Source organism: Gordonia sp. VNK1 (assembly GCF_040049135.1).
Lineage (GTDB): Bacteria > Actinomycetota > Actinomycetes > Mycobacteriales > Mycobacteriaceae > Gordonia > Gordonia oleivorans.
In genome coordinates, this window is record NZ_JBDZDJ010000005.1 from 137,015 (window position 1) to 162,406 (window position 25,392).

Annotated in this window: 26 protein-coding genes; 17 read left to right on the forward strand and 9 right to left on the reverse strand. The window is 68.3% G+C overall.

Features of this window, described 5'->3' with window-relative positions; translation table 11 throughout:
* Positions 1-13: 13 nt before the first annotated feature.
* Positions 14-1,207 carry an amidohydrolase gene (locus ABLE94_RS08135; protein ID WP_348808540.1) on the reverse strand — a complete coding sequence of 398 codons (1,194 nt, stop codon included), beginning with the start codon at positions 1,205-1,207 and terminating at the stop codon, positions 14-16.
* Positions 1,208-1,256: 49 nt separating this feature from the next.
* On the reverse strand, positions 1,257-1,964 hold the full coding sequence (locus tag ABLE94_RS08140) for an enoyl-CoA hydratase/isomerase family protein (protein ID WP_348808541.1): 708 nt from the start codon (positions 1,962-1,964) through the stop codon (positions 1,257-1,259).
* A gap of 160 nt (positions 1,965-2,124) precedes the next feature.
* Between ABLE94_RS08140 and ABLE94_RS08145 the strand changes: the two genes are divergently transcribed.
* The 3 genes from ABLE94_RS08145 (at position 2,125) to ABLE94_RS08155 (ending at position 4,522) form a co-directional block, all read left to right on the forward strand.
* Entirely contained in the window at positions 2,125-2,928 is an 804-nt protein-coding gene (locus ABLE94_RS08145) for a purine-nucleoside phosphorylase (RefSeq protein WP_348808542.1), read from the forward strand.
* A gap of 71 nt (positions 2,929-2,999) precedes the next feature.
* Positions 3,000-3,653 (forward strand): hypothetical protein, encoded by a 654-nt coding sequence (locus ABLE94_RS08150; RefSeq protein WP_348808543.1) that lies wholly within the window; start codon positions 3,000-3,002, stop codon positions 3,651-3,653.
* Positions 3,654-3,742: 89 nt separating this feature from the next.
* A complete protein-coding gene (locus ABLE94_RS08155; RefSeq protein ID WP_348808544.1) occupies positions 3,743-4,522 on the forward strand; it encodes an ABC transporter ATP-binding protein in 780 nt (259 codons plus the stop codon).
* A 36-nt stretch (positions 4,523-4,558) separates the two neighbouring features.
* Here ABLE94_RS08155 and upp read toward each other — a convergent pair whose 3' ends face one another.
* Positions 4,559-5,182 carry a uracil phosphoribosyltransferase gene (gene upp, locus ABLE94_RS08160; protein WP_348802593.1) on the reverse strand — a complete coding sequence of 208 codons (624 nt, stop codon included), beginning with the start codon at positions 5,180-5,182 and terminating at the stop codon, positions 4,559-4,561.
* A 107-nt stretch (positions 5,183-5,289) separates the two neighbouring features.
* Between upp and ABLE94_RS08165 the strand changes: the two genes are divergently transcribed.
* The 3 genes from ABLE94_RS08165 to ABLE94_RS08175 all read left to right on the forward strand — a co-directional run bounded on the left by ABLE94_RS08165 (position 5,290) and on the right by ABLE94_RS08175 (position 8,053).
* A complete protein-coding gene (locus tag ABLE94_RS08165) occupies positions 5,290-5,688 on the forward strand; it encodes a type VII secretion target (protein WP_348802594.1) in 399 nt (132 codons plus the stop codon).
* Positions 5,688-6,650 carry a C40 family peptidase gene (locus ABLE94_RS08170; RefSeq protein WP_348802596.1) on the forward strand — a complete coding sequence of 321 codons (963 nt, stop codon included), beginning with the start codon at positions 5,688-5,690 and terminating at the stop codon, positions 6,648-6,650. Before ABLE94_RS08165 ends, ABLE94_RS08170 begins: the two co-directional genes overlap by 1 nt.
* Positions 6,651-6,751: 101 nt before the next feature.
* Positions 6,752-8,053 carry a SatS C-terminal domain-containing protein gene (locus ABLE94_RS08175; protein WP_348808545.1) on the forward strand — a complete coding sequence of 434 codons (1,302 nt, stop codon included), beginning with the start codon at positions 6,752-6,754 and terminating at the stop codon, positions 8,051-8,053.
* A gap of 87 nt (positions 8,054-8,140) precedes the next feature.
* Here ABLE94_RS08175 and ABLE94_RS08180 read toward each other — a convergent pair whose 3' ends face one another.
* The 3 genes from ABLE94_RS08180 to ABLE94_RS08190 are packed head-to-tail and all read right to left on the reverse strand — an operon-like array spanning position 8,141 to position 11,000.
* Positions 8,141-9,271 carry an adenosine deaminase gene (locus ABLE94_RS08180; protein ID WP_348802599.1) on the reverse strand — a complete coding sequence of 377 codons (1,131 nt, stop codon included), beginning with the start codon at positions 9,269-9,271 and terminating at the stop codon, positions 8,141-8,143.
* Complete coding sequence (locus ABLE94_RS08185) at positions 9,268-10,584, reverse strand: thymidine phosphorylase (RefSeq protein WP_348808546.1); 1,317 nt, start codon at positions 10,582-10,584, stop codon at positions 9,268-9,270. Before ABLE94_RS08185 ends, ABLE94_RS08180 begins: the two co-directional genes overlap by 4 nt.
* Positions 10,581-11,000, reverse strand: coding sequence for a cytidine deaminase (locus ABLE94_RS08190; RefSeq protein ID WP_348803188.1), 420 nt, complete (start codon positions 10,998-11,000; stop codon positions 10,581-10,583). Before ABLE94_RS08190 ends, ABLE94_RS08185 begins: the two co-directional genes overlap by 4 nt.
* 224 nt (positions 11,001-11,224) lie before the next feature.
* Here ABLE94_RS08190 and sdhC point away from each other — a divergent pair, with 224 nt between their 5' ends.
* From sdhC to ABLE94_RS08210, 4 genes are read left to right on the forward strand one after another with little or no spacing between them, the layout of a single operon-like run.
* Entirely contained in the window at positions 11,225-11,632 is a 408-nt protein-coding gene (sdhC, locus tag ABLE94_RS08195) for a succinate dehydrogenase, cytochrome b556 subunit (protein WP_348808547.1), read from the forward strand.
* Between the two features lie 12 nt (positions 11,633-11,644).
* The gene (locus ABLE94_RS08200) at positions 11,645-12,097 is read left to right on the forward strand and encodes a succinate dehydrogenase hydrophobic membrane anchor subunit (protein ID WP_348802602.1); all 453 of its coding nucleotides are present in this window, start codon (positions 11,645-11,647) and stop codon (positions 12,095-12,097) included.
* Positions 12,098-12,133: 36 nt separating this feature from the next.
* On the forward strand, positions 12,134-13,888 hold the full coding sequence (gene sdhA, locus ABLE94_RS08205; RefSeq protein WP_348802603.1) for a succinate dehydrogenase flavoprotein subunit: 1,755 nt from the start codon (positions 12,134-12,136) through the stop codon (positions 13,886-13,888).
* Positions 13,888-14,676: a succinate dehydrogenase iron-sulfur subunit gene (locus tag ABLE94_RS08210; RefSeq protein WP_348802605.1), complete on the forward strand. Its 789-nt coding sequence runs from the start codon at positions 13,888-13,890 to the stop codon at positions 14,674-14,676. Before sdhA ends, ABLE94_RS08210 begins: the two co-directional genes overlap by 1 nt.
* A gap of 88 nt (positions 14,677-14,764) precedes the next feature.
* Here the strand turns inward: ABLE94_RS08210 and ABLE94_RS08215 are convergent, their stop codons facing one another.
* Entirely contained in the window at positions 14,765-15,325 is a 561-nt protein-coding gene (locus ABLE94_RS08215) for a Uma2 family endonuclease (protein WP_348802606.1), read from the reverse strand.
* 130 nt (positions 15,326-15,455) lie between these two features.
* On the opposite strand from ABLE94_RS08215, the gene ABLE94_RS08220 reads away from it, so the two are divergent.
* From ABLE94_RS08220 to ABLE94_RS08235, 4 genes are all read left to right on the forward strand, one after another.
* A complete protein-coding gene (locus tag ABLE94_RS08220; protein WP_348808548.1) occupies positions 15,456-15,842 on the forward strand; it encodes a hypothetical protein in 387 nt (128 codons plus the stop codon).
* Between the two features lie 140 nt (positions 15,843-15,982).
* Positions 15,983-17,488, forward strand: coding sequence for an APC family permease (locus tag ABLE94_RS08225; protein WP_348808549.1), 1,506 nt, complete (start codon positions 15,983-15,985; stop codon positions 17,486-17,488).
* The gene (locus tag ABLE94_RS08230) at positions 17,478-18,437 is read left to right on the forward strand and encodes a universal stress protein (RefSeq protein ID WP_348802609.1); all 960 of its coding nucleotides are present in this window, start codon (positions 17,478-17,480) and stop codon (positions 18,435-18,437) included. Before ABLE94_RS08225 ends, ABLE94_RS08230 begins: the two co-directional genes overlap by 11 nt.
* The gene (locus tag ABLE94_RS08235; protein WP_348802610.1) at positions 18,434-19,168 is read left to right on the forward strand and encodes a type 1 glutamine amidotransferase; all 735 of its coding nucleotides are present in this window, start codon (positions 18,434-18,436) and stop codon (positions 19,166-19,168) included. Before ABLE94_RS08230 ends, ABLE94_RS08235 begins: the two co-directional genes overlap by 4 nt.
* A 3-nt stretch (positions 19,169-19,171) precedes the next feature.
* On the opposite strand, the gene ABLE94_RS08240 is transcribed toward ABLE94_RS08235, so the two are convergent.
* The gene (locus ABLE94_RS08240) at positions 19,172-20,587 is read right to left on the reverse strand and encodes an NAD(P)/FAD-dependent oxidoreductase (protein ID WP_348808550.1); all 1,416 of its coding nucleotides are present in this window, start codon (positions 20,585-20,587) and stop codon (positions 19,172-19,174) included.
* Positions 20,584-22,086, reverse strand: a complete 1,503-nt coding sequence (locus ABLE94_RS08245) for an aminobutyraldehyde dehydrogenase (RefSeq protein WP_348808551.1) — start codon at positions 22,084-22,086, stop codon at positions 20,584-20,586. The genes ABLE94_RS08240 and ABLE94_RS08245 overlap by 4 nt, the downstream gene beginning before the upstream one ends.
* A 110-nt stretch (positions 22,087-22,196) precedes the next feature.
* Here ABLE94_RS08245 and ABLE94_RS08250 point away from each other — a divergent pair, with 110 nt between their 5' ends.
* From ABLE94_RS08250 to ABLE94_RS08260, 3 genes are all read left to right on the forward strand, one after another.
* Positions 22,197-22,661, forward strand: a complete 465-nt coding sequence (locus tag ABLE94_RS08250) for an Lrp/AsnC family transcriptional regulator (protein ID WP_348802613.1) — start codon at positions 22,197-22,199, stop codon at positions 22,659-22,661.
* Positions 22,658-24,046, forward strand: a complete 1,389-nt coding sequence (locus ABLE94_RS08255; protein ID WP_348808552.1) for an aspartate aminotransferase family protein — start codon at positions 22,658-22,660, stop codon at positions 24,044-24,046. The genes ABLE94_RS08250 and ABLE94_RS08255 overlap by 4 nt, the downstream gene beginning before the upstream one ends.
* Positions 24,047-24,143: 97 nt before the next feature.
* Positions 24,144-25,391, forward strand: a complete 1,248-nt coding sequence (locus tag ABLE94_RS08260; RefSeq protein WP_425476166.1) for a D-alanyl-D-alanine carboxypeptidase family protein — start codon at positions 24,144-24,146, stop codon at positions 25,389-25,391.
* Position 25,392 lies beyond the last annotated feature (1 nt).

Here is a 25,392-nt window from a genome sequence, read left to right on the forward strand (position 1 = left end):
ACCAGCCGAAGGCTCAGCCCTCGGAACCGACGCCGAAGATCACCCCGGCCAGCGCCCGTACACCCACGTCCAGGGCGCGCTCGTCGATGTCGAAGTTGGGGCTGTGCAGATCGACCTGTGGGCCGAAACCGCTCCACACGCCCAGGCGTCCCATCGCCCCGGGCACCTGCTCGAGATACCAGGAGAAGTCCTCCCCGCCGGGCGACTGCGGGGTGTCGGCCACGGCATCCTCGCCGATGGCCGCGACCGACCGGGTCAGCATCTCGATCGCTGTCGCGTCGTTGACCACCGGTGGGACACCCCGGAAGTAGGACAGGTCGTAGGACACCCCCAGCGGCGCCAGGAGTTCACCGACGACGCTGCGCACCAACGGTTCCATCTCCGCCCAGGTGAGATGTTCACCGGTGCGCACGGTTCCCCGCAGTTGCCCTTCCTGCGGGATCGCGTTGGGTGCGTTGCCGGCGTGCGCCGCCCCCCACGCCATCACGGTCCCCGACCGCGGATCGATCCGCCGCGAGAGGATTCCGGGCAGTCCGGTGATGACGGTCCCCATCGCGTACACCAGATCCCCGGTGAGATGCGGTCTCGAGGTGTGTCCGCCGGGTGAGCGCAACTGTAGTTCGATGTGGTCGGCGGCCGAGGTGAGCGCCCCCTCCCGCAGTCCCACCGAGCCGACGGGCAGCCGCGGGTCGCAGTGCAGCGCGAAGATGCGGCTCACGCCTTCGGTGACCCCGGCCGCGACCGCGTCGAGCGCGCCGCCGGGCATCACCTCCTCGGCGGGCTGGAAGATCAGTCGCACCCCGACGGGCAGGGCAGGCGCCGAGGCGAGCACCGCGGCGGTACCCAACAGGATCGCCGTGTGCGCATCGTGACCGCAGGAATGCGAGACGCCGTCGGTGGTGGAGCTGAAGGGCAGACCGGTGTGCTCGGTGATCGGCAGGGCATCCATGTCCGCGCGCAACGCCAGCCGCGGCCCGGTGGCGGGCCCCAGATCACAGACCACGCCGGTGCCCAGCGGCAGTCGACGCGGCGACAGCCCGAGGGTGGCCAGTTCGGTCATCACCAGTTCGGTGGTGGCGACCTCCTGCCGCGAGAGTTCCGGAGTCGCGTGGATCCGCCGCCGCCACCCGATGAGCCGATCGCGGTGCGCCGCCAGCCAGGCGTCGATCACGCCGCCGGATGGGTCACCGATGCCCGCCTGTGTCACCGCCACTGTTCCTTCCGCTGGTCGGAGATTCCCGCTCATCGTGGGCCGATCACAGCAGCGACGGCGGGGTGGGTACGGCCAGGTCGGCGAGTAACGGCTGCCGCAGTCCCTGCTTGATCAGTGTCTGCGTCGGGCCGGCCAGCGGAGCGCGTGCTGCGGCCACCTCGGCGGCCCGTCGGAGCAGGTCGGTGGCCGGCACCGCCTCGTCGACGATACCGGCGGCCACCGCGTCGTCGGCGCCGTAACGACGTGAGGTGAGCATCGCCTCGGTGGCGGCCCGATCGGTCAGCCGGGTGCGGACCAACGAGGCCATCCCCTTGGTGAACGGCATGCCCAGGGCCGCCTCGGGCAGCGACCAGAAACCACGTTCGGTGCGCATCACCAGGTGATCGGCGCAGAGCGCCAGCATCGCCCCGGCTCCGAAGGCGTGACCGTTGACGGCCGCGATCACCGGCACCGGCAGGGTCAGCACCGTGCGGTAGAGCGCATGGACCCGGTCCAGGTAGGCCGGGAGGTCAGCGGCGTTGGTGGCGATGTAGTCGGTGTCGAGGCCGTTGGTGAAGAACTTGCCGGTCGCGGTGATCACCACGGCCTTCGCCCCACCGGAGACCGCCCCGTCGAGCAGCGAGGTGACGGTGTCGATCCACTCGAGGCGGAAACGGTTCTCCGGATTCGCCTCGTCGAGTTCGACACCCGGGGTGCCCAGGAAGAGTTCCGCCACGTCGGCGGCGGTGGGCTGTTCGCTCAGGAATGGCATGCAGAGACCTTATCGCCTGAGGCCGGGCGATCTTCGGCGCCGTCGACGCCGGGGTCCCCGCAACCACTCATCCATCGTTGCCGCGCACATCGACGACGATCTCGCCGCCCGTGCGCGTCGTCGTATGAGATCGTCGGCTCGGGCCACTAGGGTTGGCGGCATGGATCCCACCGTCGACGCGGACGCCGCGGCGATCGCCGCCGCCGCCACGATTTCTGCCGAAACCGATTGTGCCGCACATGATATCGCGGTGATCCTGGGTTCGGGGTGGGCGCCGGCCGCGGACGCCTTCGGCACACCGATCGCGACCGTGGCGATGTCGGATGTCCCGGGATTCCTCGCCCCCTCGGCCGCCGGTCACGGTGGCACCATCCGATCGGTGCACATCGGCGACCGGCGGGTGCTGATCATGCTCGGCCGCACGCACGCCTACGAGGGACACGATCTGGCCCGGGTGGTGCATCCGATCCGCACCGCGGCGGCGGCCGGGGTGCACACGGTGATCCTGACCAACGCCGCCGGCGGGCTCCGCGAGGGCATGAGCGTCGGTCAACCCGTGCTGATCTCCGACCATCTGAACCTGACCGCCCGGTCCCCGCTGGTCGGCGCGCGTTTCGTCAACATGGTCGACGCCTACGCCCCGCGGCTGCGGGAGATCGCCCGCGGCGTCGACGCCACGTTGACCGAGGGCGTGTACGCGGGACTGCCGGGCCCGCACTACGAGACGCCCGCGGAGATCCGCATGCTGCGGACCCTCGGCGCCGACCTCGTCGGCATGTCGACGGTCCACGAGACGATCGCGGCCCGCGAGGCCGGGCTGGAGGTCCTCGGGGTGTCACTCGTCACCAACCTGGCGGCCGGGATCACCGGTGAACCGCTCGACCATGCCGAGGTGCTGGAGGTGGGCCGCGCGTCGGCCACCCGCATGGGCGAACTGCTGGCGAGCATCATCGGGACCCTGTGACCTATGCGAGTACCCACCGACCGTGACGGATCAGCGCCCGACGGACCACCGACCGAACGCAAGGGGATGCGATGACCTATCCGCCCGACAATTCCGGCGGGTACCCACCCGCCGGCGGATACGGATATCCGACGCCGCCGCCGCAGGGCTACGGTCCCCCGCCGCCGCGGTCGCCGTGGTCGTCGCCCCTGGTGATCGCGGCGATCGTGCTCGGCGTCGTCGTGGTGCTCGGCGCAGGCGTGGGCGCTTATCTGCTGCTGCACAACAGCGGCGGCTCCGACGAGGCGGCCGCGTCGTCATCGACCACCACGACCACCGCGCCCGGGGTGACGCAGGTCCCCGGCGGAAGATCGACGTCGACCACCACCACGACCACCACCCTCACCCAGGCCCGCCCGTCACCGACCGTGTCGGGGGCCGACTGGCAGGGCTTCCTGTCCGGCCCGCGCTGTAATGCCGCCGACGATCCGGCGGTGGCGATCGGGCGCACCGCCCGATCCCGGGTGGTGATCTGCCAGGTGGGTGACCAGACCGGGCGGTACTACTACAAGGGCGCCGCGGACGCGGGTGAGATCGAGGTCGGGTTCCCCCAGCATGTGGGCAACACCTTCATCGCCCGCAACGGATCGGTGACCTACACGGTGTCGCCGTCCGCGCTGGTCATCGCCGACGGTGGCGTCACGCAGTCCACCGAACCGATGCTCGAATACTGGGCGGCGAGCTGACGCCGACCGTCCGCGCCGCCGACCCCTGGGTCCAGAACCACCGACCCCTGGGTCCAGAACCGCAGACCCCTGGGTCTAGAACTGAACGGGTGCCCCCGGTTCTCGATGCCCGCCATCTCGATGTGATCCGCAGTTCGCGTGCGCTGTTGCACGATGTGAGTCTGACCGTGCACCCGGGTCAGCATTGGGCGCTGCTCGGCCCGAACGGCGCCGGGAAGTCGACCCTGATGGCCATCCTCGGTGCCCGATCGCATCCGACGACCGGCGTCGTCGACGTGCTCGGCAAGCGGCTCGGTCGCGTCGACATGCGCGAATTGCGCACGCACATCGGACATGTCGATCCGCGGTGGCGCATCGACGTGCCGATCAGCGCGCACGATGTGGTGCTGACGGGATTGACGAACACACCCGAACTCGACCGCCGACACCATTACACCGACGCCGAACACCGGCGCGCCGACGACCTGTTGGACCTGCTGGGGATGACCGAGCGACGTGACTCGGTGTGGCCGGTGATGAGTCAGGGTGAACGGGGGCGCACCCTCATCGCACGGGCGCTGATGCCGCAGCCGGCGTTACTGCTCCTCGACGAGCCGGCCACCGGCCTCGACCTCGCCGCGCGGGAGAAACTGCTCTCGGCGATCGATCGGCTCCGCGGCGACGTGCCGGATCTGGCGAGTGTGCTGGTCACCCATCACCTCGAGGATCTGCCGGCGAGCACCACCCACGCGATGCTGCTGCGTGAGGGCGAGGCGATCGCGGCCGGCGACGTCGACGACACGCTGACGTCGGCGGCCATCAGTACCGCCTTCGATCATCCGGTGACGGTGCGCAGGCACGGCGGGCGCTGGTCGGCGGTCGCCGCCTGAGATATCTGCTCGGCGGTGGCCGCCTGAGGTATCTGCTCAGCGCGGACCGAACTGACGATCCCCGGCGTCGCCGAGGCCGGGAACGATGTAGGCGACGTCGTTGAGGCCCTCGTCCACCGCGGCCACGAACAACCGGATCGGATGACCCGACTTCTCCAGTGCCGCAACACCTTCGGGGGCGGCAACCACGCACAGCGCGGTGATGTCGGTGGCACCGCGGGCCACCAGCAACTCGATCGTGTACAGCAACGATCCGCCGGTGGCCAGCATCGGATCCAGCACGAACACCGGCTGATCCGACAGGTCGTCCGGCAACGATTCCAGATACGGCACCGGGGTGGCGGTGGACTCGTCGCGGGCCACGCCGACAAACCCGACGAGCGCCTCCGGGACCATCGCATGCGCCTGTTCGACCATGCCGAGTCCCGCCCGCAGGACCGGAACGAACAACGGCGGCTTGGCAAGTCGCGACCCGGCGCACCGGGTGATCGGGGTGTCGATCGTCTCGGCGACCGTCGGGGCGTCGGCCAGTGCCTCGTAGACGAGCATCTGCGTCAGGTCCGACAATGCCGCCCGGAAACCCGCATTGGCGGTCGTCTTGTCGCGCATCGTGGTCAGTCGTGCCGCGGCGAGCGGGTGATCGACGATGTGAACAGCCATGAGCAAACCATAGTGCGCACACCTGGCCGGGGCCCGGCAACGAAAATCGTCCACATCAATACCGGCCACGATGGAACCGTCGGGGGTTTCGCCGCGTCCAACCCTGCATGACCACCACTCCGCCACTCTCCGTCTCCCCCGCAGCCGTGCAGTCCTTCGCCGGCCACGAGGCCACCACCGCCACCCGCCTCGGGATGCACACCGCCGCCACCGACCTCACGCCGCTGGCCCTGACCTTCGGCCTGATCGGTTCGGATTTCCTGGCCGCACTCGGACAGGTGATCGACGTCCGACGCACCCGCCTGCGCCGCATCGCCGAGACCCACCTCGCCATCTCCGCTCAGAGTTCGGCAGCGGCGTCGGGGTACACGAGCACCGACGACACGGCCGGCGCGGTGCTGACCGGCGCTGTGCCGGGCCCCACGATGCCGACCCGCACCATGCCCGCTCCCACCATGCCCGCCGCCGACATGACTGCCGCCGACATGACCGGGGTGCGACTCTGATGCTGACCGCCGATGTGTTGATCGCGCCCCTGCGCATGCTGATGCCCGCCCTGGGCACCGGTGTCCTTCCCGGAAACGACCCGGTGACCGCGATCGCGGCGTTGGCGCCCGATCTCGCCGCGATCCGGGACGAGGCCATGGCCGCGGCGTCGAACGTGGAGGCCGCATGGGACGGTGCGGGCGGGACCGCGGCGACCGCCGCCGCACGACGCGCCACCACCACGACCGTGGCGATCGAGGAGGACACCGCCGACATCGTCCGCATCACCGGGACCGCGGCCGGCCGTGTCGAACGGGCGGCCGCCGAACTCAACGGACTGCTCGACTCGTTTGCCGCGGCGGCGCGGGCTCTGGGTGACGGGCTGTTCACCCCGGCCGGGCTCATGATGCTGCTGCCCGTGGCCCTCGACCACATCGAACGCGGCGTGACGGTCGTCGCCCGGACCCGGGCCGAACTCGCCGGCGACACCCGCGAATTGATGGCGTCGGCGCAGACCGAGGCCCCCGCCGGTGTGCCTGCATCGCTGCCCACCCCGGCCTCGGTGCCCGCCGGTCCCGGCACCGATCACGGCGGTGTCGCGATCACCCTTCCCGACGGGTCGGTGGCGTACGCACCGAACGAACGCGCCGCCACCGCGGTCCGGGCCGCGCTGAGTCAGCAGGGTGTGCCCTACGTGTGGGGCGGCACCGACCCGAGCGGATTCGATTGCAGCGGCCTCACCCAATGGGCCTACCGGCAGGCGGGACTCGAGCTGCCGAGGCTGGCCCAGGAGCAGGACACCGCCGGGATCGCGGTGGCGCAGGGCGACCTGCTGCCCGGCGACCTCGCCGTGTGGGACGGGCACGTCGCGATGTACATCGGCAACAACCAACTCGTCGAAGCCGGCGATCCGGTCCAGGTGTCACCGCTGCGCACCAGCAACGCCGGGCAGGGATTCCAGGGTTTCTTCCGGCCGCGGTGATGCCCGCGATGACGTCCTCGTCGTCGGTGCACCGAGGTGTTCATCAACTCGTCGTGGGGTCGGTATGGATGTCACAGGCATGATCGCTACGCTGTGACGTCATGGCCGGAGACATTGTCCCCATCGAGCTCGGACTCACCGACGGAAACAGCTTCACGCTGTGGGCGCCCCGCTGGCGCGAGGGCGACGACGAGTGGGAGGCGTTCCTGGGTCTCGACGAGGACCTCTACGTCTTCCCGGGCGTCGCCGAACTCGTCGCGTTCATCCGCACCGACGACGACAACGACCTCGTCGAGCATCCGGCGTGGGAGACCGTGAAGGGTCTGCAGGCCGACGAGCTGGTTCCCGACGACCGGCACACCTATGACCTGGTGGGCGTGCCGGAGCTCGCCGCCGAGGATCCCACCCCCGAGGTCATCGCCGAACTCGAGGACGCGCTGGAGATCGTGCGCATCCTCGGTGAGGTGTGCGAGCTGGTGGTGATCACCAAGTTCTTCAACGGCAACCCGATCCTGGGTGCGGTGACCACCGGCACCCGCAACTTCGAGGGCCGCGACGGCACCGACCTGTGGGTGCGCATCGGCCGTCTCATCGCCAAGCACTGGGACAACGTCCTCGACGCCATCGACGAGGTCATCACCACCCCCGACGTGCCCGACGACGCCGTCACCACCGCCGCCGCCGAACTCGAGGCCGCGGCGTCGGCGGAGGACGAGGACGAGCCGGATGAGGATCTCGACCTCGTCGGCGACGCCGACGCGGAGGCATCCGAGGACGACGAGGCCACCGAGGAGACCGACGACGACCTCGACGACTCCGACGACGAGGACGAGAACGACGAGATCGACGACGACGATTTCTGGGCCTCGGTCGGCATCGACCCGATCCGCATCGTCACCGGCGCCGGGGAATACCTGTCGCTGCGCTGCTACCTCGGTGACGACCCGGTCTTCCTCGGCAAGGACGGCAAGATCTTCGTCTTCACCTCGCCGCGGGTGCTGTCGAAGTTCCTCGCCGACGAGAACAGCCACGACTTGTCGGGTGTGTCGACCTTCGACGAGGTGCGGGTGGCCGCCACCGACGGTTCACTGGAGTTCGACGTCATCGACGACAACGTCTACGTGCTGCCCGGGCTGAGTGAGGACATCTCCGACGGCCCCCGCCGCATCGACCGCAACCAGCTCGAGCTGGCCGTCGAATTGTTCACCGACGCAGCCGATTACGCCGACGACGACTCCGTCGGCGAGGCACTCGGGTCCACCACCCCGCTGGGCTGGTTCGTCGACTACGCGATCAATCCCGATCCCAAGCGGCTGGCCCCGAGCCCGCCGTTCGAGAACGAGGCCGAGGCGTGGCGCGCCCTCGAGCACGAGTTCGAGGATCGGCTCGTCAAGAAGCGCTGACGCCGCGCCACTAATGGGTCGTGTTGGAGAAGGTGGGTGCTACCGCACCCACCTTCTCACGCACGACCCACTTTCCCGCCGACCTGATCAGCCCTCGATCAGCACCGCATAGCCGGGCTTGATGACGTTGTCGATGACCGCGAGACGCTCGTCGAAGTGGATGAACGCCGACTTCATCGCGTTGACGGTGAAGCGTTCGAAGTCGGCCCAGCCGTAACCGAACTGCTCGGAGAGCTTGGCGAATTCCTTGCTCATCGTGGTGTCGCTCATCAGCCGGTTGTCGGTGTTCACCGTCACCCGGAAACGCAACCGCGCGAGCACGTTGAACGGATGCTCCGCCAGCGAGGCGACCGCGCCGGTCTGCACGTTCGAGCTCGGGCACAGCTCCAACGGGATTCGCTTGTCGCGCACGATGTTCGCGATGAGGCCGAGTTCGGCTCCGGGGAACGCCTCGTCGTCGGGCCGGGACCCGGCCGGCAGCACGATGTCGTCGATGACGCGCACCCCGTGACCGAGCCGGTCGGTGCCGCAGAAGCCGATGGCCTCGTGGATGGACGGCAGGCCGAACGCCTCGCCGGCATGAATGGTGAACGGCGCACTGTTGGCCCGCATGTACTCGAATGCGTCGAGGTGCCGGGTCGGCGGGTGGCCCGCCTCGGCGCCGGCGATGTCGAATCCGACCACCCCGCGGTCGCGGTAGCGCACCGCCAGTTCGGCGATCTCCCGGGAGCGGGCGGCGTGCCGCATCGCGGTGACCAGGCAGCGCACCATGATCCGACGGCCCGACGCCGCGGCGATCGCCTCCCCCTCGGCGAATCCGGTCAGCACCGCCTCGACCACCTCGTCGAGGTCGAGTCCGGCCTCGAGGTGCTGTTCGGGGGCGTAGCGCACCTCGGCGTACACGACGCCGTCGGCGGCGAGATCCTCCACACATTCGCGGGCCACCCGGACCAGCGCGTCGGCGGTCTGCATCACGCCGACGGTGTGCGCGAAGGTCTCCAGATATCTTTCCAGCGAGCCGCTGTCGGCGGCCTCGCGGAACCAGATGGCGAGATCGTCCGCGGTATCGGCGGGCAGTTCGTCGTAGCCGGTCTCCCGCGCCAGCTCCAGCACCGTCGACGGCCTCAGTCCGCCGTCGAGATGATCGTGCAACAGCACCTTCGGGGCGAGCAGCAGTGCGGCGGGATCCAGCGGTGAACGCGGCGGCATTGACGTCATGCCCCGAACCTAACGCGTTCGATCACGCGGGGCCGGACGACGGGCGTGTGCGCCCCGATGTCGACGGCGCCGACCAGCGCGGCCCGCGCGGCGGCGAACCGCTCCGGGGTCTGCGTGTGCATGACGAAGAGCACCTCGCCGGCGCGCACCTCGTCGCCGGGTGCGACGTGCACGATGACACCGGCCTCGGCCTGCACCGATTCGCCGGGGACCGATCGTCCGGCGCCGAGTCGCCAGGCCGCATCCCCGACAGCGCGGGCATCCACCCGCGCCACCACCCCGGACTGCTCCGCGATCACCACATCGGTGTGCCGTGCGCGGGGCAGCGGGGCGTCCGGGTCGCCCCCCTGCGCGGTGATCATCGCGCGCCAGGAATCCATTGCTCGACCGTTGCGCAGGTTCTCCGCCGGGTCGACGTCGGAAACACCCGCCAGGGTCAGCATCTCGACGGCGAGCGCTACGGTCAGTTCCACCACGTCCGCCGGTCCGCCACCGGCGAGCACCTCGACGGATTCGGCCACCTCGACGGCGTTGCCGGCCGCCCGGCCCAACGGCGTGTCCATGTCGGTCAGCAACGCCGAGGTCGCCACCCCGGCCCGCTCGCCCAGGTCGACCATGGTGGCCGCCAGTTCGCGCGCATCGTCCTCGCCCGGCAGGAACGCACCCGAACCCACCTTCACGTCGAGCACCAGGGCACCGGTGCCCTCGGCGATCTTCTTGCTCATGATCGAACTGGCGATCAGCGGGATCGACTCGACGGTGCCGGTGACGTCGCGCAGCGCGTAGAGCAGGCGATCGGCCGGTGCCAGGCCGGGACTGGCCGCGCACACCACCGCGCCGACCTGTTCGAGTTGGGTGATCATCTCCTCGACGGTGAGATCGGCCCGCCATCCCGGAATGGACTCGAGCTTGTCGAGGGTTCCGCCGGTGTGGCCCAGGCCGCGTCCGGACAACTGCGGTACCGCCACCCCGTACGAGGCGACCAGCGGTGCGAGCGGAAGGGTGATCTTGTCGCCGACCCCACCGGTGGAGTGCTTGTCGACGGTCACCAACCGTCGGCCGTCCCGGCTCAGTCCGGAGAAGTCGGCCTGGGCGCCGCTGTCGATCATCGCCTGGGTCCAGGTGGAGATCTCCCGGCGGTCCATCCCGCGCAGCACGATCGCCATCAGCAACGCCGACATCTGTTCCGGCGCCACCACACCGTGGGTGTAGGCGTCGACGACCCAGTCGATCTGCGCATCGGTCAATGCCCGGCCGTCCCGTTTGGTGGTGATCACCGAGATCGGGTCGATCCCGACGCTCTCCCCGCTCACCGGGACGCCTCGCCGAGTTCCCCTGCGGCCAGATCGTCCGGTCCGAACGCGTCGGGCAGCAACTCACCGAGCGCACGCGGACCGGCGGGGTGGTCGACGAGCAACTCCGCGCCACCGTGTTCGTAGAGCACCTGCCGGCACCGGCCGCACGGCATCAGCACCTCGCCGCGGGAGTCGCTGACACTCACCGCACGCAGCCGGCCGCCACCCGATCCGATGAGGTCGGTCACCAATGCGACCTCGGCGCAGACACCGAGTCCGTATGAGACATTTTCCACATTGCAGCCGGTGACAATTCGGCCCTCGTGGGTGCTCCCGGCGGCACCGACCGGGAACCTCGAGTACGGCGCGTAGGCTCGCTCCACCATGTCAATTGCCTTGTGGCGCAGTGTATTCCAATCAATGTCGACAGTCAGCGGAAACTCCTTGTGAACGGGGATACAACCGGACACAGACGACTCTGCGGTCACTGTTGCAATGGTAAGGCAAACCTAAGTCGGAATCTCTTGTGGCCCAAATCTGTTCGGGCAATTCACGGCTGCCCTCAGCATAGGTTTAAAGTCTCTTGCATGGGTCCATGGTGGAGCCTCCACAAGGCGGCTCCCTGCGTCCATCGACGATGTTGGAGGCCAATTTCGCAATGAGCACCCCGACCGAAACCGCACCGGAGCCGGTGCGTAAGCGATCTCTGTATCGAGGCGACCCCGGGATGTGGTCATGGGTGCTCCACCGGATCACCGGTGTCACCATCTTCTTCTTCCTCTTCGTGCATGTTCTGGACACCGCGGTCATCCGCATCGATCCGAACAAGTACTCCGAGATCATCGAGACCTACAAGACGCCGCTCATCGGCCTGATGGAGATCGGTCTCGTCGCCTGTGTTCTGTACCACGCCTTCAACGGTGTGCGGATCATCCTCGTCGACTTCTGGTCGAAGGGTGCCAAGTACCAGCGACAGATGCTGTGGGGGATCCTGTCGATCTTCGCGATCGTGTTCGCGGCGGCGGCGGTCCGCCTCCTCCAGATCCTGATCACGCACTCGTTCTAGGAGAGATCACCGATGACTGCATCCTCCCCGCACCTCGCCAAGACACTCGGCACCGACTACGACCGGCCGGCCAGTCTCGACAACCCGCGCTCGCCGCGCGCCCGCAAGGGCGGCAACTTCGAGAAGTACGCATGGCTGTTCATGCGCTTCTCCGGCCTGGCGCTGATCATCCTCACCATCGGCCACATGTTCATCATGCTGGCGTGGGACAACGGCGTGCACCGCATCGACGCGTCCTTCGTCGCCGCCCGGTGGAAGGAACCCTTCTGGCAGATCTGGGACCTCACGATGCTGTGGCTGGCCCAGTTGCACGGCGGCAACGGTGTGCGCACCGTCATCGCCGACTACTCGCGCAAGGACTCCACCCGGTTCTGGCTGAACGTTCTACTCGGCATCTCGATGATCCTGGTGCTGGTGCTCGGCACCTACGCCCTTCTGACCTTTGACGTCAACAGCGCGAGCTGACGCGCCCCACGTCGACCACAGGAGACACGAATACATATGCAGGAACACCGCTACGACGTGCTGATCGTCGGCGCCGGCGGCGCCGGGATGCGCGCGGCCATCGAGGCCGCTCCCCGCGCCCGCACCGCGGTCCTCACCAAGCTGTACCCCACCCGCAGCCACACCGGCGCGGCCCAGGGCGGCATGTGCGCCGCACTGGCCAACGTCGAAGAGGACAACTGGGAGTGGCACACCTTTGACACCGTCAAGGGTGGCGACTACATCGTCGACCAGGACGCCGCGGAGATCATGGCCAAGGAGGCCATCGACGCAGTGCTCGACCTGGAGAAGATGGGTCTGCCGTTCAACCGCACCCCCGAGGGTCGCATCGACCAGCGCCGCTTCGGCGGTCACACCCGCGATCACGGCAAGGCCCCGGTCCGTCGCGCCTGCTACGCCGCCGACCGCACCGGTCACATGATCCTGCAGACCCTGTACCAGAACTGCGTCAAGCACGACGTCGAGTTCTTCAACGAGTTCTACGCGCTCGACCTGTGCCTGTCCGAGAACGAGAACGGCGAACCGGTGGCCACCGGCATCGTCGCCTACGAACTCGCGACCGGCGAGATCCACGTGTTCCACGCCAAGTCGATCGTGTTCGCGACCGGCGGCTCGGGACGTATGTACAAGACCACCTCCAACGCCCACACCCTCACCGGTGACGGCATGGGCATCGTGTTCCGCAAGGGACTTCCCCTGGAGGACATGGAGTTCCACCAGTTCCATCCGACCGGCCTGGCCGGTCTGGGCATCCTCATCTCCGAGGCCGTCCGTGGTGAGGGCGGCATCCTGCGCAACGCCGAGGGCGAGCGCTTCATGGAGCGCTACGCCCCCACCATCAAGGACCTCGCCCCCCGCGACATCGTCGCCCGTTCGATGGTGCTCGAGGTCCTCGAGGGCCGCGGCGCCGGACCGAACAAGGATTACGTCTACATCGACGTGACCCACCTCGGCGAGGACGTGCTCAACGAGAAGCTCCCCGACATCACCGAGTTCTCCCGCACCTACCTGGGCGTCGACCCGGTCACCGAATGGGTTCCGGTCTTCCCGACCTGCCACTACGTGATGGGCGGCATCCCGACCAACATCGAGGGTCAGGTGCTGCGCAACCCCACCGACGTCGTGCACGGTCTGTACGCCGCGGGCGAATGCGCATGCGTCTCGGTGCACGGCGCCAACCGCCTGGGCACCAACTCGTTGCTCGACATCAACGTCTTCGGCCGTCGCGCCGGCATCGCCGCCGCCGACTACGCCAACTCGGCGTCGTTCACCGACCTGCCGGAAGAGCCGACCGCGATGGTCGACGGCTGGCTGGAGACGATCCTGTCCGAGCACGGGCACGAGCGGGTCGCCGACATCCGCACCGAGCTGCAGGCCTCGATGGACGCCAACGCGTCGGTGTTCCGCACCGAAGAGACCCTCAAGCAGGCGCTCACCGACATCCACGCCCTCAAGGAGCGCTACGCCCACATCCGCGTGCAGGACAAGGGCAAGCGTTTCAACTCCGACCTGCTCGAGGCCATCGAGCTCGGCTTCCTGCTGGAGATGGCCGAGGTCACCGTGGTCGGGGCGCTCAACCGCAAGGAGTCGCGCGGCGGTCACGCCCGCGAGGATTACCCGAACCGCGACGACGTCAACTACATGCGGCACACGATGGCCTATAAGAAGGGCACCGACCTGCTCAGCGACATCGAGCTGGACTGGAAGCCCGTCATCCAAACCCGCTACGAGCCGATGGAGCGTAAGTACTGATGACCGCCGTCATGGACAACCCGGCTCCCTCCTCCGACGAGCCGCCACTGCCCGCCGTCCCCGACGAGGCGACGATGGTGACGCTGAAGATCTACCGGTTCAACCCGGAGAATCCCGATGCCCAGGGCTTCGAGAGCTTCCGCGTCCCCGCCCTGCCGACCGACCGGCTGCTCAACCTGCTGCTGTACGTGAAGGGCTACCTCGACGGCACCCTGACGTTCCGTCGCAGCTGCGCGCACGGCGTCTGCGGTTCCGACGCGATGCGGATCAACGGCGTCAACCGGCTGGCCTGCAAGCTCCTGATGAAGGATCTGCTCCCCAAGGACAAGAGCAAAGAGATCACCATCACCATCGAGCCCATCAAGGGGCTTCCGGTGGAGAAGGATCTCGTGGTCAACATGGAGCCGTTCTTCGACGCCTACCGCGCGATCAAGCCGTACCTGATCACCACCGGCAACGAGCCGACCCGCGAACGCATCCAGTCGGCCACCGACCGCGCCCGCTTCGACGACACCACCAAGTGCATCCTGTGTGCCTGCTGCACCACGAGTTGCCCGGTGTTCTGGAACGAGGGCAGCTACTACGGCCCCGCCGCCATCGTCAACGCTCATCGCTTCATCTTCGACAGCCGCGACGAGGGTGCCGTCGAACGACTCGACATCCTCAACGACGTCGACGGGGTGTGGCGCTGCCGCACCACCTTCAACTGCACCGACGCCTGCCCGCGTGGCATCCAGGTCACCCAGGCCATCCAAGAGGTCAAGCGCGCTCTGATGTTCTCGCGCTGACACGCAGACCACCTCTGCAGCCCCAACGAAGGCCCGCGCCGCACGGCACGGGCCTTCGTTGTGTCTCGAGAGATGTGGTGTCTCGGGCTCAGCCGACGAGTTCGGCCGGGACCACGCTCACCGGGAACGGCCGCTCGACGGTGAACGTGTCCTCCCCGGTGACCCGCCCGACCTCGCGGTAGGCACCGTCGATCAGTTCCCACGCGAGGATCGACGGCTCGTCGGGATCGACCACCCAGTAGTGGGCGCAGGCGGCGCGTTGCAACCGTTCCTTCTTCAGCAGCAGGTCCACCCCCCGCGTCGACGGTGAGAGCACCTCGACGGCCAGCACCGGCGGTCCGGGAAGTCCGTCGTCGGTGAACGCCGCACGCGGCGCGACCAGCAGATCGGGCTGGATCACGGTGTTCTCCGACAGGATCACGTCCAGTGGGGCGAAGAGCACCTCGAGGTCGGCCGGGCAGGCCGCATGCACACGAAGAAAGAGATCGCGGATGGCACGCTGATGTCGCGGCCGCGGAGCCGGACTCACGATGAGGACCCCGTCGATGAGTTCGTAGCGCCAGCCGTCATCAGGAGCCGCGTCGAGATCCGCGCGGGTCAGTTCGCGGCCCCGCGGCAGGGTCCAGGTCTCGCTGGTCATGGATGTCATGGTAGGGCGCCTCCTTGATCATGGCGACGAGTATGGACCGGACAGCTTGCGAGACCAGCACCGTTCTTGCCGGCCTGTGGACAACCGGATCGGATGGAACCGATCGCGCTCGGGCTGCGTCCAACCCGGCATGACACACACGATCACCCGCGGAACCGCCCTGCTCGCAGCCGTCCTTCTCATGAGCTTCCTCGGCTCCCCACCACACGCCGCAGCGCAACCACCGGACCCGGTGACCATCACGCTCACCTCGGACACCGAGATCAACGAGCAACTGCTCTGGTACGACTCCGCCGGCCGTCCCCGGCAACAGTTCGACGTGCCCCTGACCGATGTCGACGAGGACAGCGGACACCACGTGGCGACGTTGACCTACATCCCCAATGATGCCGAGACCATCGTCCGCGTCGTCTTCGTCAGCGGCGGCGAGTACGCGGCATGCGCCATCACCCGCGGGGACGCCACCGTCGCCGAGGACACCGCACAGGGCGACCGAGCGATGGCCGTGTGTGAGTAAATCCCGATCAGAGATCGCCAACGGTCACTGATATCGGGATATTATTCACTCGAAACCACTGATTCCGCGATAGCGCTGCGCGTCGGCAACGGAAACCTTAGTCTGAGTCCCTGCATGCGCACGCAAGGTGGGAGTAGCACATGACCGAGAGTGTTCAGGCCGAGCTCCAGGGCGGCGACAAGGGACTACGCGCCGGCTCCATCGGCCTCGTCGGCAACGTGATCATCGGGCTGTCGGCGGTGGCGCCGGCGTACAGCCTCGCCGCCACGCTCGGCTTCGTCGTCGCCGCGGTACACACCAAGGCGCCGGCGATGTTCGTGGTGGCGTTCATCCCGATGCTGCTGGTGGCCTTCGCCTACCGGGAACTCTCGCGCGACACCCCCGACTGTGGCACCACCTTCACCTGGGGAACCAAGGCCTTCGGACCGTGGATCGGGTGGATCGGCGGGTGGGGTCTGGCGGTGTCGGCGATCATCGTGCTGGCCAATGTCGCCGAGATCGCAGCGGTCTATCTGCTGGAGTTCCTCGGCCTGGAGTCGCTGGCGGACACCCTCTGGATCAAGGTACTGCTCGGCTGCGTCTTCATCGCCGGCATGACCTGGGTGAGCATCCGGGGCATCGTCATCAGCGAACGGCTGCTGGTGGCTCTGATGTTCATCCAGTTCGGGGTGCTCGTGCTGGCAAGCGTCATCGCGCTGGTCAAGGTGGGACTGGGAACGGCCGGGCCGCAGGCGATTTCACCGGAATGGAACTGGTTGTGGCCGGGCGGGTTGAGTCAGTCGGAGATCGCCGCGGCGGTGATCCTGTGCATCTTCATCTATTGGGGCTGGGACGCGTGTCTCGCGGTCGGTGAGGAGACCAAGGATCCGGAAAAGACCCCCGGGCGTGCGGCGGTGATCACCTGCGTGATCCTGGTGGCCACCTACGTGCTGGTCGCCTACGCCATCCAGTCCTTCGCCGGCTTCGGCGACACCGGCATCGGGCTGAACAACGAGGACAACGTCGACGACGTCCTCACCATCCTCGGTGAGCCGGTGGCCGGCGGCATCATGGCATCGGCGTTGTTGCTGACGGTGAGCGTCTCGGCGATCTCCTCGACCCAGTCGACGATCCTGCCGACCGCGCGTGGCTCGCTGTCGATGGCGGTGTACAAGGCGATCCCGGATCGGTTCTCCAAGATCCATCCGCGCTACATGACCCCGGCCTTCGGCACCGCGGTGATGGGTGTGTCCGCGCTGGTGTTCTACCTGGTCCTGTCCATCGCGAGCCAGAACACCCTGGCCGACTCGATCGCCTCGCTCGGGCTGGCGGTCGCGTTCTACTACGGCATCACCGCCTACTCCTCGGTCTGGTACTTCCGCCGCACCCTGTTCGACTCGGCCCGTAACTTCTTCATGCGCGGCCTGTTTCCGCTCCTCGGCGGGATCGCGATGACCTGGGCGTTCGTCAAGAGTGCCATCGACATGGTTGCGCCCGACTACGGTTACACCTCCGTGGGCCCCATCGGCGGCGTGTTCATCCTCGGCGTCGGCATGCTCGTCCTGGGCGTCCCGCTGATGCTGGCGTGCTTCGCCCAGCGCCGAGAGTTCTTCCAGGGCAAGACATTGACCGCGAACACCGAAGTGAAGGTTCCCGATGTCTACTGACACCCCATCGTCCCCGACCCCGGAGAGCCAGGCTCCCGAGAGCCCGGCCCCCGACACCGCGACCCCCGCGCGGTCGTCGGCCTGCCGTGGACGTCTCGTCGTCGGCTATCTCGCCACCCCGTCGGGCAACGACGGGGTCGCACTCGCGGCGGCGCTGGCCCGTAAGACCGGCGCGTCCATCGACCTGGTGTGCGTGGTGCATCCCGTTCCCTACGACGGCTCCCCCGGACTCGAGCAGTATGAGGCCCGCCTCGAGGAACAGGCGGGTCGGTGGCTGGCCGAGGGGGCGACTCTGGTTCCCGACGACATCGAGACCCGGGCGATCGTCACCGTCAACGAGTCCTTCGCCGCCGGACTGATCGAGATCGCCGAGGCGAACGGGGCCGACCTGATCGTGGTGGGCGGCACCGGGGACGGCCTGTTCAGTCGGCACAACCTGGGAACGGTGAGTACCGAACTGCTGCACTCGGCACCGCTGCCGGTGGCGTTGGCGCCGCGCGGATATGCCACCCGCTCGGAGGTCGCCCTGGACATGGTGACCGTTGCCGTGCCGGTCCGGCCGTCGGCATCGGATCCGCTGCCGTTCGCGATCGAACTGGCGGAGTCGGCACATCTCGATCTGCGTCTGGTGTCGCTGGTGTCGCTGGATTCGCCGTTCGAGGACGACACCTCCCGCGCGGCACGCGCCAAGCAGGTCGAGGTGGCCCGCGACCTCCTCGAGCACACCCGCGCGGCCGTCGAGGCCGACCTGGACATCGAGGTGCTCGTCGCCGACGGCCCGACCCTCGACGAGGCGCTGGACAATCTCGAGTGGGACCAGAACGATCTCGTCGCCGTCGGTTCGGGGCACCTCGGCGCGGCCAACCGGGTGTTCCTGGGCAGTACGGCGGCCCGCATCCTGCGATGGACGACCGCGCCGGTCATCGTCATCCCGCGGACGGGGGCATGACCCGGGTGCGGGTGCTCGAACTCCGCCACGCCGAGTGCGAGTCGCCGGGAGCCTACCTGGCCGGGCTCGACGAGGTCGCCGACGTCCGCACGGTGCGCTCCTGGTGCGAACCGATGCCCGACGATCCCACCGACTTCGACGCGATCCTGGTGATGGGCGGTCCGATGGGTGCCAACGACGGCCCGACCCTCCCCTGGATCGACGCCGAGATCGCGTTTCTGACCGACGCGATCGCCGCCGGCATCCCGATCTGGGGAGTCTGCCTGGGCTCGCAGCTGCTCGCCCGGGCGCTCGGCGCGGCGGTGCGGACCGGTCCGGAACCGGAACTGGGGATCGCCGACGTCACCCTCACCGCGGACGCCGCCACCGATCCGGTGTGGGCCGGCACCGCCACCATCCCGGCGATGCACTGGCACTACGACACCTTCGACCTGCCCGGTGGCGCAACACTTCTCGGGTCGTCGAAGCTCTGTGCTCATCAACTGTTCCGGCACGGACCGCATTACGGCGTGCAGTTCCACCTCGAGGTCGACACCGCCCTGTTCGACGAGTGGCTCGGGGTCCCCGAGTACCGTCGTGAACTCGAGAGCGCTCTGGGTCCCGACGGACCCGCCGGTATCCGAGCCGATGTCGCACGGGCGCAACAGATCACGCGTCCACTGGCCGCGACGGCGATCCGCCGGTGGGTCGAGGTGGTCGTCGCCGGGTGTGCCGATCTCCGACGGGTCTGAGGTTCAGCTGTCGAAGCCCAGCCCCAGCTTGTCCATCGCGCTCAGCCATGCGCCACGACGCCCCTCACGCCGTTCGCTGCGCGCCAGCTGATGGCGGGTGATGGTGATCCCGGCCCACCGCAGTGGCTCCGGCGGAAAGGGAATCGGCTTGGACCGCACCATGTTCAGAGCGGTGCGTTCGGTCTCCAGGCCGTCGACGAGGTCCAGCGCGGTCGCCGCGGCGAAATGCGAGGCGCCGACCCCGAGCCCGGTGAAGCCGACCGCGCTGACCACCCGGCCGCCGAAGGATCGGTCCCAGAACGCACAGAACCGTGAACAGGTGTCGATCGCACCGCCCCAGGTGTGGGTGGCGCGGATACCCTCGAGCTGCGGGAAGAACTGCAGCAGATGTTCGGCCAGGATCGCGAACTCCCCCGGCTCGAATTCGTGCCGCCGCGCCCCGTCGGAACCGTAGTGATACAACGCATCCCAGCCGCCGAAGAGAATCCGGTCGTCGGCGGTGAGCCGGAAGTAGTGAAACCTCGGTCCGGAATCAGCCAGTCCCTCGCGCCCGGCCCAGCCCAGCGACGCACGCTGCTCGGCGGTCAGCGGTTCGGTCATCAGGGCGTAGTCCCACACCGGGACGGTGAACAGGCGTAACCGGCGCAGGACCGACGGACTCGCCGACGTCGCCAGCACGATCCGGCGGGCCAGCACATCACCGTAACCGGTCTGGGCGCGCAGCCACTCACCCTCCCGCCCGATCCCGGTGATCTCGGTGCCCTCGTAGATGCGCACGCCCAGACGCTGCGCCGCCTCGGCGAGGCCCCACGCCAGCTTGGCCGGATCGAGCATGAGCACATCCGGGTCGTGCACCGCGGCACGCACCATCGGCGAGTTCACCCGCTCGCGGGCCTGAGGGCCCGGCAGCATGGTCAGTTCCTGTCCGAGAAATGCTGCCGCAGATGATAATTCACGAAGTCCGTCGACCTGCCAGTCGAAGTTGGCGATGTCGAGTTCACCGTTGCGTTCGGCGTCGGCGTCGATACCCAGACGGTCCATCGCCGCCTCGATGCCGTCGAGTGTCTCGCGTCCCAGTCGCGTCAGGGTCGGCATCTCGTCGGCGAAGCGTTCCAGACCGTTGCCGATGCCGTGGGTGAGGCTCGCCGAGCAGAATCCGCCGTTACGACCGGAGGCGTGTTCGGCGATCCGGTCACGTTCGACGAGGACCACGCGTCGGCCCGGGTCGCGTTCGGCTGCGGTGACCGCCGTCCACAGGCCGGTGAATCCCCCACCGACCACCAGCAGATCGGCGTCGACCTCGTCGGAGAGCCGGTCGCGCGCCGCGGGCCGCTCCGGCCGGTCGAGCCAGAAGGATTCCGGCGACGCCTGCGCGACCATCTCGACCGCCCGCCGGCCCGGCCGCGTTGCCCAGGTCATCGGACCGCGCGCCCGGGCGTGGCGAATACCGTTCGGTGCCACTCCTTGTCGACGACACCGGTGATGTCGCTCATGACATGTTTGACCGACAGGTACTCCTCGAGTGAATACATCGACATGTCCTTGCCGAATCCCGAGGCGCCGACACCACCGTGCGGCATCTCGCTGATGATGGGGATGTGGTCGTTGATCCACACGCAGCCGGCGCGGATCTCGCGCGACGCCCGCTGGGCCCGGTAGACGTCGCGGGTCCACGCCGAGGCCGCCAGGCCGTAGACGGTGTCGTTGGCCCGGCGGATCGCATCGTCGTCGTCGGTGAACGAGGAGACCGTCAGCACGGGACCGAAGACCTCGTCGCGGTAGATCTCCGAGGATTCGGCGACGTCGGCCACCAGGGTCGGCGGATAGAAGGCGCCACGCCCCTCCGGGACGACGCCGCCCACGACGATGCGGGCACCGTCGGCACGCGCCCGCTCCACCATGCCGGCCACCTTGTCGCGATGCGCCCGCGAGATCAGCGAACCCAGATCCGTTGCGGGATCGGTCGGATCGCCCACCGTCACACCCGACATCAGCTCGGCCACCCCGGCGACGAAGTCGTCGTAGAGGTCGGCGGCGACGATGGCCCGGGTGGCGGCGGTGCAGTCCTGCCCGCCGTTGATCAGTGACGCGGCCACCGCTCCGGCGATCGCCGCGTCGAGGTCGGCATCGTCGAAGACCACGAAGGGCGCCTTGCCGCCGAGTTCGAGTTGTACGCGCGTACCGTTGCGCGCAGCCTGCGCCATCACCATCCGGCCCACCGGTGTCGATCCGGTGAAGGTCACCATGTCGACGCCGGCATGGCCCGCGATCGCGGCTCCGGCCTGCGCCCCGGTCCCCACCACGACGTTGAGCACGCCGTCGGGCACACCGGCCCGGGTGGCCAGCCGCGCCAGCGTCAGGGTGGTCAGCGGGGTCAGCTCGGCGGGTTTGAGCACCACCGCACATCCGGCGGCCAGCGCCGGCAGCACCTTCCAGACCGCCATCTGCAGCGGATAATTCCACGGGGTGATCGACCCGATGACCCCCACCGGCTCACGACGGATGCTCGAGGTGTGATCACCGGAGTACTCCGCCGACGCCTTGCCCTCCAGATGCCGCGCGGCACCGGCGAAGAACCGGACGTTGTCGACGCTGCCCGGTACGTCGAACTCGCGGGCGAGCCTGATCGCCTTGCCGGTGTGCGCGGTCTCCTCCGCCGCCAACGACTCCGACTCGGCATCGAGCGCGTCGGCGAGCGCGGCGAGCACCTCCGACCGTTCCGCGGGTGTCGCACCGCCCCACTCCCGTTGGGCGTCACTAGCCGCGGCCACCGCGGCGTCGACGTCGGCGGGACTCGCCAGAGTCAGGGTCGCCAGCGCCTCATCGGTGGCAGGATTGACGACGACGTGGTCGGGACCGGAGCCCGGCGCGGCTGCTCCGGCAACCCAGCCGGACGGGACGGTTGCGGTGTTCGGCACGACGGCGATACTACCGGCCGGACAACGGATTCGCGACAGCCAACGGAATCCTGATTGCGAAATCATCAGAAAATGTTGCGACAAACCACGAAATCCGTCAGGATCGTCGTGTGCCTGACACACCACCCGCACATCTGGACAACACCGCCAAACGCATCATCGAGCTCCTGCAGGCCGATGGACGCAGTTCGTACGCGTCCATCGGCAAAGAGGTCGGCCTCTCCGAGGCCGCCGTCCGCAACCGGGTCCAGAAGCTCGGCGACAGCGGTCTGCTGCAGATCGTGGCGGTCACCGATCCGTTGAAGCTGGGCTTCTCGCGCCAGGCGCTGATCGGCATCCGCTGCACCGGGGACACCGAGGCGCTGGCCCGCGCACTGGCCGACCACGCCGAGATCGACTACGTCGTGTTGACCGCCGGGTCCTTCGACATCCTGATCGAGGTCGTGTGCGAGGACGACGATCACCTCCTGTCGATTCTCAACAAGACGGTGCGCCGCCATCCCGAGGTGACCGCCACCGAAACGCTCGTCTATCTGAAACTTGTCAAACAGCAATACAATTGGGGTACACGATGACCGCAGTCGCACAACAATCCGCCGGCTCCAGTTCCTGGGGCGAACGCAGCGCCGCACATCTGTGGGGACACTTCGCCCGGCACGGTGAGGGCATCGCCCCGCCGGTGATCACCAAGGGTGAGGGCGTCCGCATCTTCGACGACCGCGGCCGCAGCTACCTCGACGGCCTGGCCGGCCTCTTCGTCGTCCAGGCCGGGCACGGTCGCGTCGAACTCGCCGAGGCGGCCGCCAAGCAGGCCAAGGAGCTCGCCTTCTTCCCGGTGTGGTCGTATGCGACCCCACCGGCGATCGAACTCGCCGAACGACTGGCCGCCTACGCGCCGGGCGATCTCAACCGGGTCTTTTTCACCACCGGCGGCGGCGAGGCCGTCGAGAGCGCCTGGAAACTCGCCAAGCAGTACTACAAGCTCGTCGGTAAACCATTGAAGCACAAGGTGATCTCTCGATCGGTCGCCTATCACGGCACCCCGCAGGGAGCGCTCGCCATCACCGGCGTGCCGGCCCTCAAGCAGATGTTCGAGCCGCTCACCCCGGGCGGTTTCCGCGCCCCCAACACCAACATCTACCGCGCGCCCGACGCCGAATTGGCCGCCGATCCCAAGAAGTTCGGCCGCTGGGCCGCCGACCGCATCGCCGAGGCCATCGAATTCGAGGGCCCCGACACCGTCGCCGCGGTCTTCCTCGAGCCGGTGCAGAACGCCGGCGGGTGCTTCCCACCGCCGCCCGGATACTTCGAGCGGGTCCGCGAGATCTGCGACTCCTACGACGTGCTGCTGGTCTCCGACGAGGTGATCTGCGCGTTCGGCCGCATCGGTTCGATGTTCGCCTGCGAGGACTTCGGCTACCAACCCGACATCATCACCTGCGCCAAGGGCATGACCTCGGGATACTCGCCGATCGGTGCGATGATCGCGAGTGAGCGACTGTTCGAACCGTTCAACGACGGTTCCACCACCTTCCCGCACGGCTACACCTTCGGCGGACATCCGGTGTCGGCGGCGGTGGCCCTGGCCAATCTCGATCTCTTCGAACGCGAAGGCCTCAACGATCACGTCAAGACCAACGCACCGGCGTTCCGCGCGACGCTGGAGAAGCTGCACGACCTGCCGATCGTCGGCGATGTGCGCGGCGAGGGCTACTTCTACGGCATCGAGTTGGTCAAGGACAAGACCACCAAGGAGACCTTCTCCGACGCCGAGTCCGAGCGCATCCTGCGCGGCTTCCTGTCCTCGGCGCTGTTCGACAACGGTCTCTACTGCCGCGCCGACGATCGGGGCGACCCGGTCGTCCAGCTGGCCCCGCCGCTGCTCGCCGGGCAGGCCGAGTTCGACGAGATCGAGCAGATCCTGCGGACGGTGCTGACCGAGGCCTACACCCTGCTCTGAGACGACCACCCTGAGACGACCACCCTGGGAACGACCGGACAGATCCGTCTACGCCGGGGACACCGGGTGGGAGGTCACCGCTGGTAACCTCCCACCGGTGACCTCGCGCCACCGCCTCCTGGCCCTTGCCGTCGCCGCCGTGGTGACCTGCCTGTCCGGTGCTCCCGCCCTCGCGGACCCGGTGGCCACACCGGTGACCGATCACTGCCCGCACCGGGTCGCCACGCCCCCGGCGGTGGACACCTCCGAAGTCGTCGCACCCGGTTCTGCGGCTCCCACCCCGCTACCGGTCCCGACCGAGACCGTGGGCGGCGACGCGCTCGCCGGCTGCGGGGTGATCGCCGATCCGGCGGCCGGGCCGGTGCCCGATCGGCTCACCTCGGCCGGCTGGCTGGTCGCCGACATGGACTCCGGAGCGGTCATCGCGGCCAAGGACCCGCACGGCCGCTATCGGCCGGCGTCGACGATCAAGGTGCTGCTCGCGCTCACCGTCCTCGACAGCGGACTCGACCTCGACCGCGTGGTGGAGCCGACCGTCGAGGACTGGAGCGCCGAGGGCGACTCCTGCGGGATGGGACCGGGCGGGCACTACACCGTCCGCGATCTGCTCAGCGGTCTCATCGTGGTGTCGGGCAATGACTGCGCGAATGCGCTGGCCCGACAACTCGGCGGCGTGGACGCGGCGCTGACGAAGATGAACACGCTCGCCGGCGACCTGCACGCCCTCGACACCCGCGCGGCAAGCCCGTCCGGACTCGACGCCGCCGGGATGTCGACCTCACCCTATGACCTCGCGCTGATCTTCCGCGCCGCGATGGACAACGCCACCTTCGCCGAGATCATCGCCAAGCCGACCTACTTCTTCCCCGGCTATCCGGCCCGAGCCGATGTCCCCGGCGACACCGACCACCCGGGATATGAGATGCAGACGTCCAATCACCTTCTGCTGGAGGGTTATCCGGGCATGCTCGGCGGCAAGACCGGGTACACCGACGACGCCCTGAAGACCTTCGTCGGGGCCGCACAGCAGGGGGATCGTCGCATCCTGATCGTGCAGATGTACGGGCTGTCCACCGCCGACGACAACTACTGGACCCAGGGCGCGTCGCTTCTCGATTACGGATTCCGGTCCCCTACGGGAATCCGCGTCGGAGAGTTGGTGGCCGGTGACCGGCCGGCGTCGGCAAGCCCCACCGCCGGTGCGGCGCCGCAGAATGCGAGCCTCTCCGACCCGGCCACCAACCGGAGCACATCGACACGCCTGCTCATCGGACTCGTCGCGGCGCTGGCCGTCGTCGCCCTCGTGGCCGCCGCCCGGCGCATGATGGTCCGCCGCCGCGGCTGAT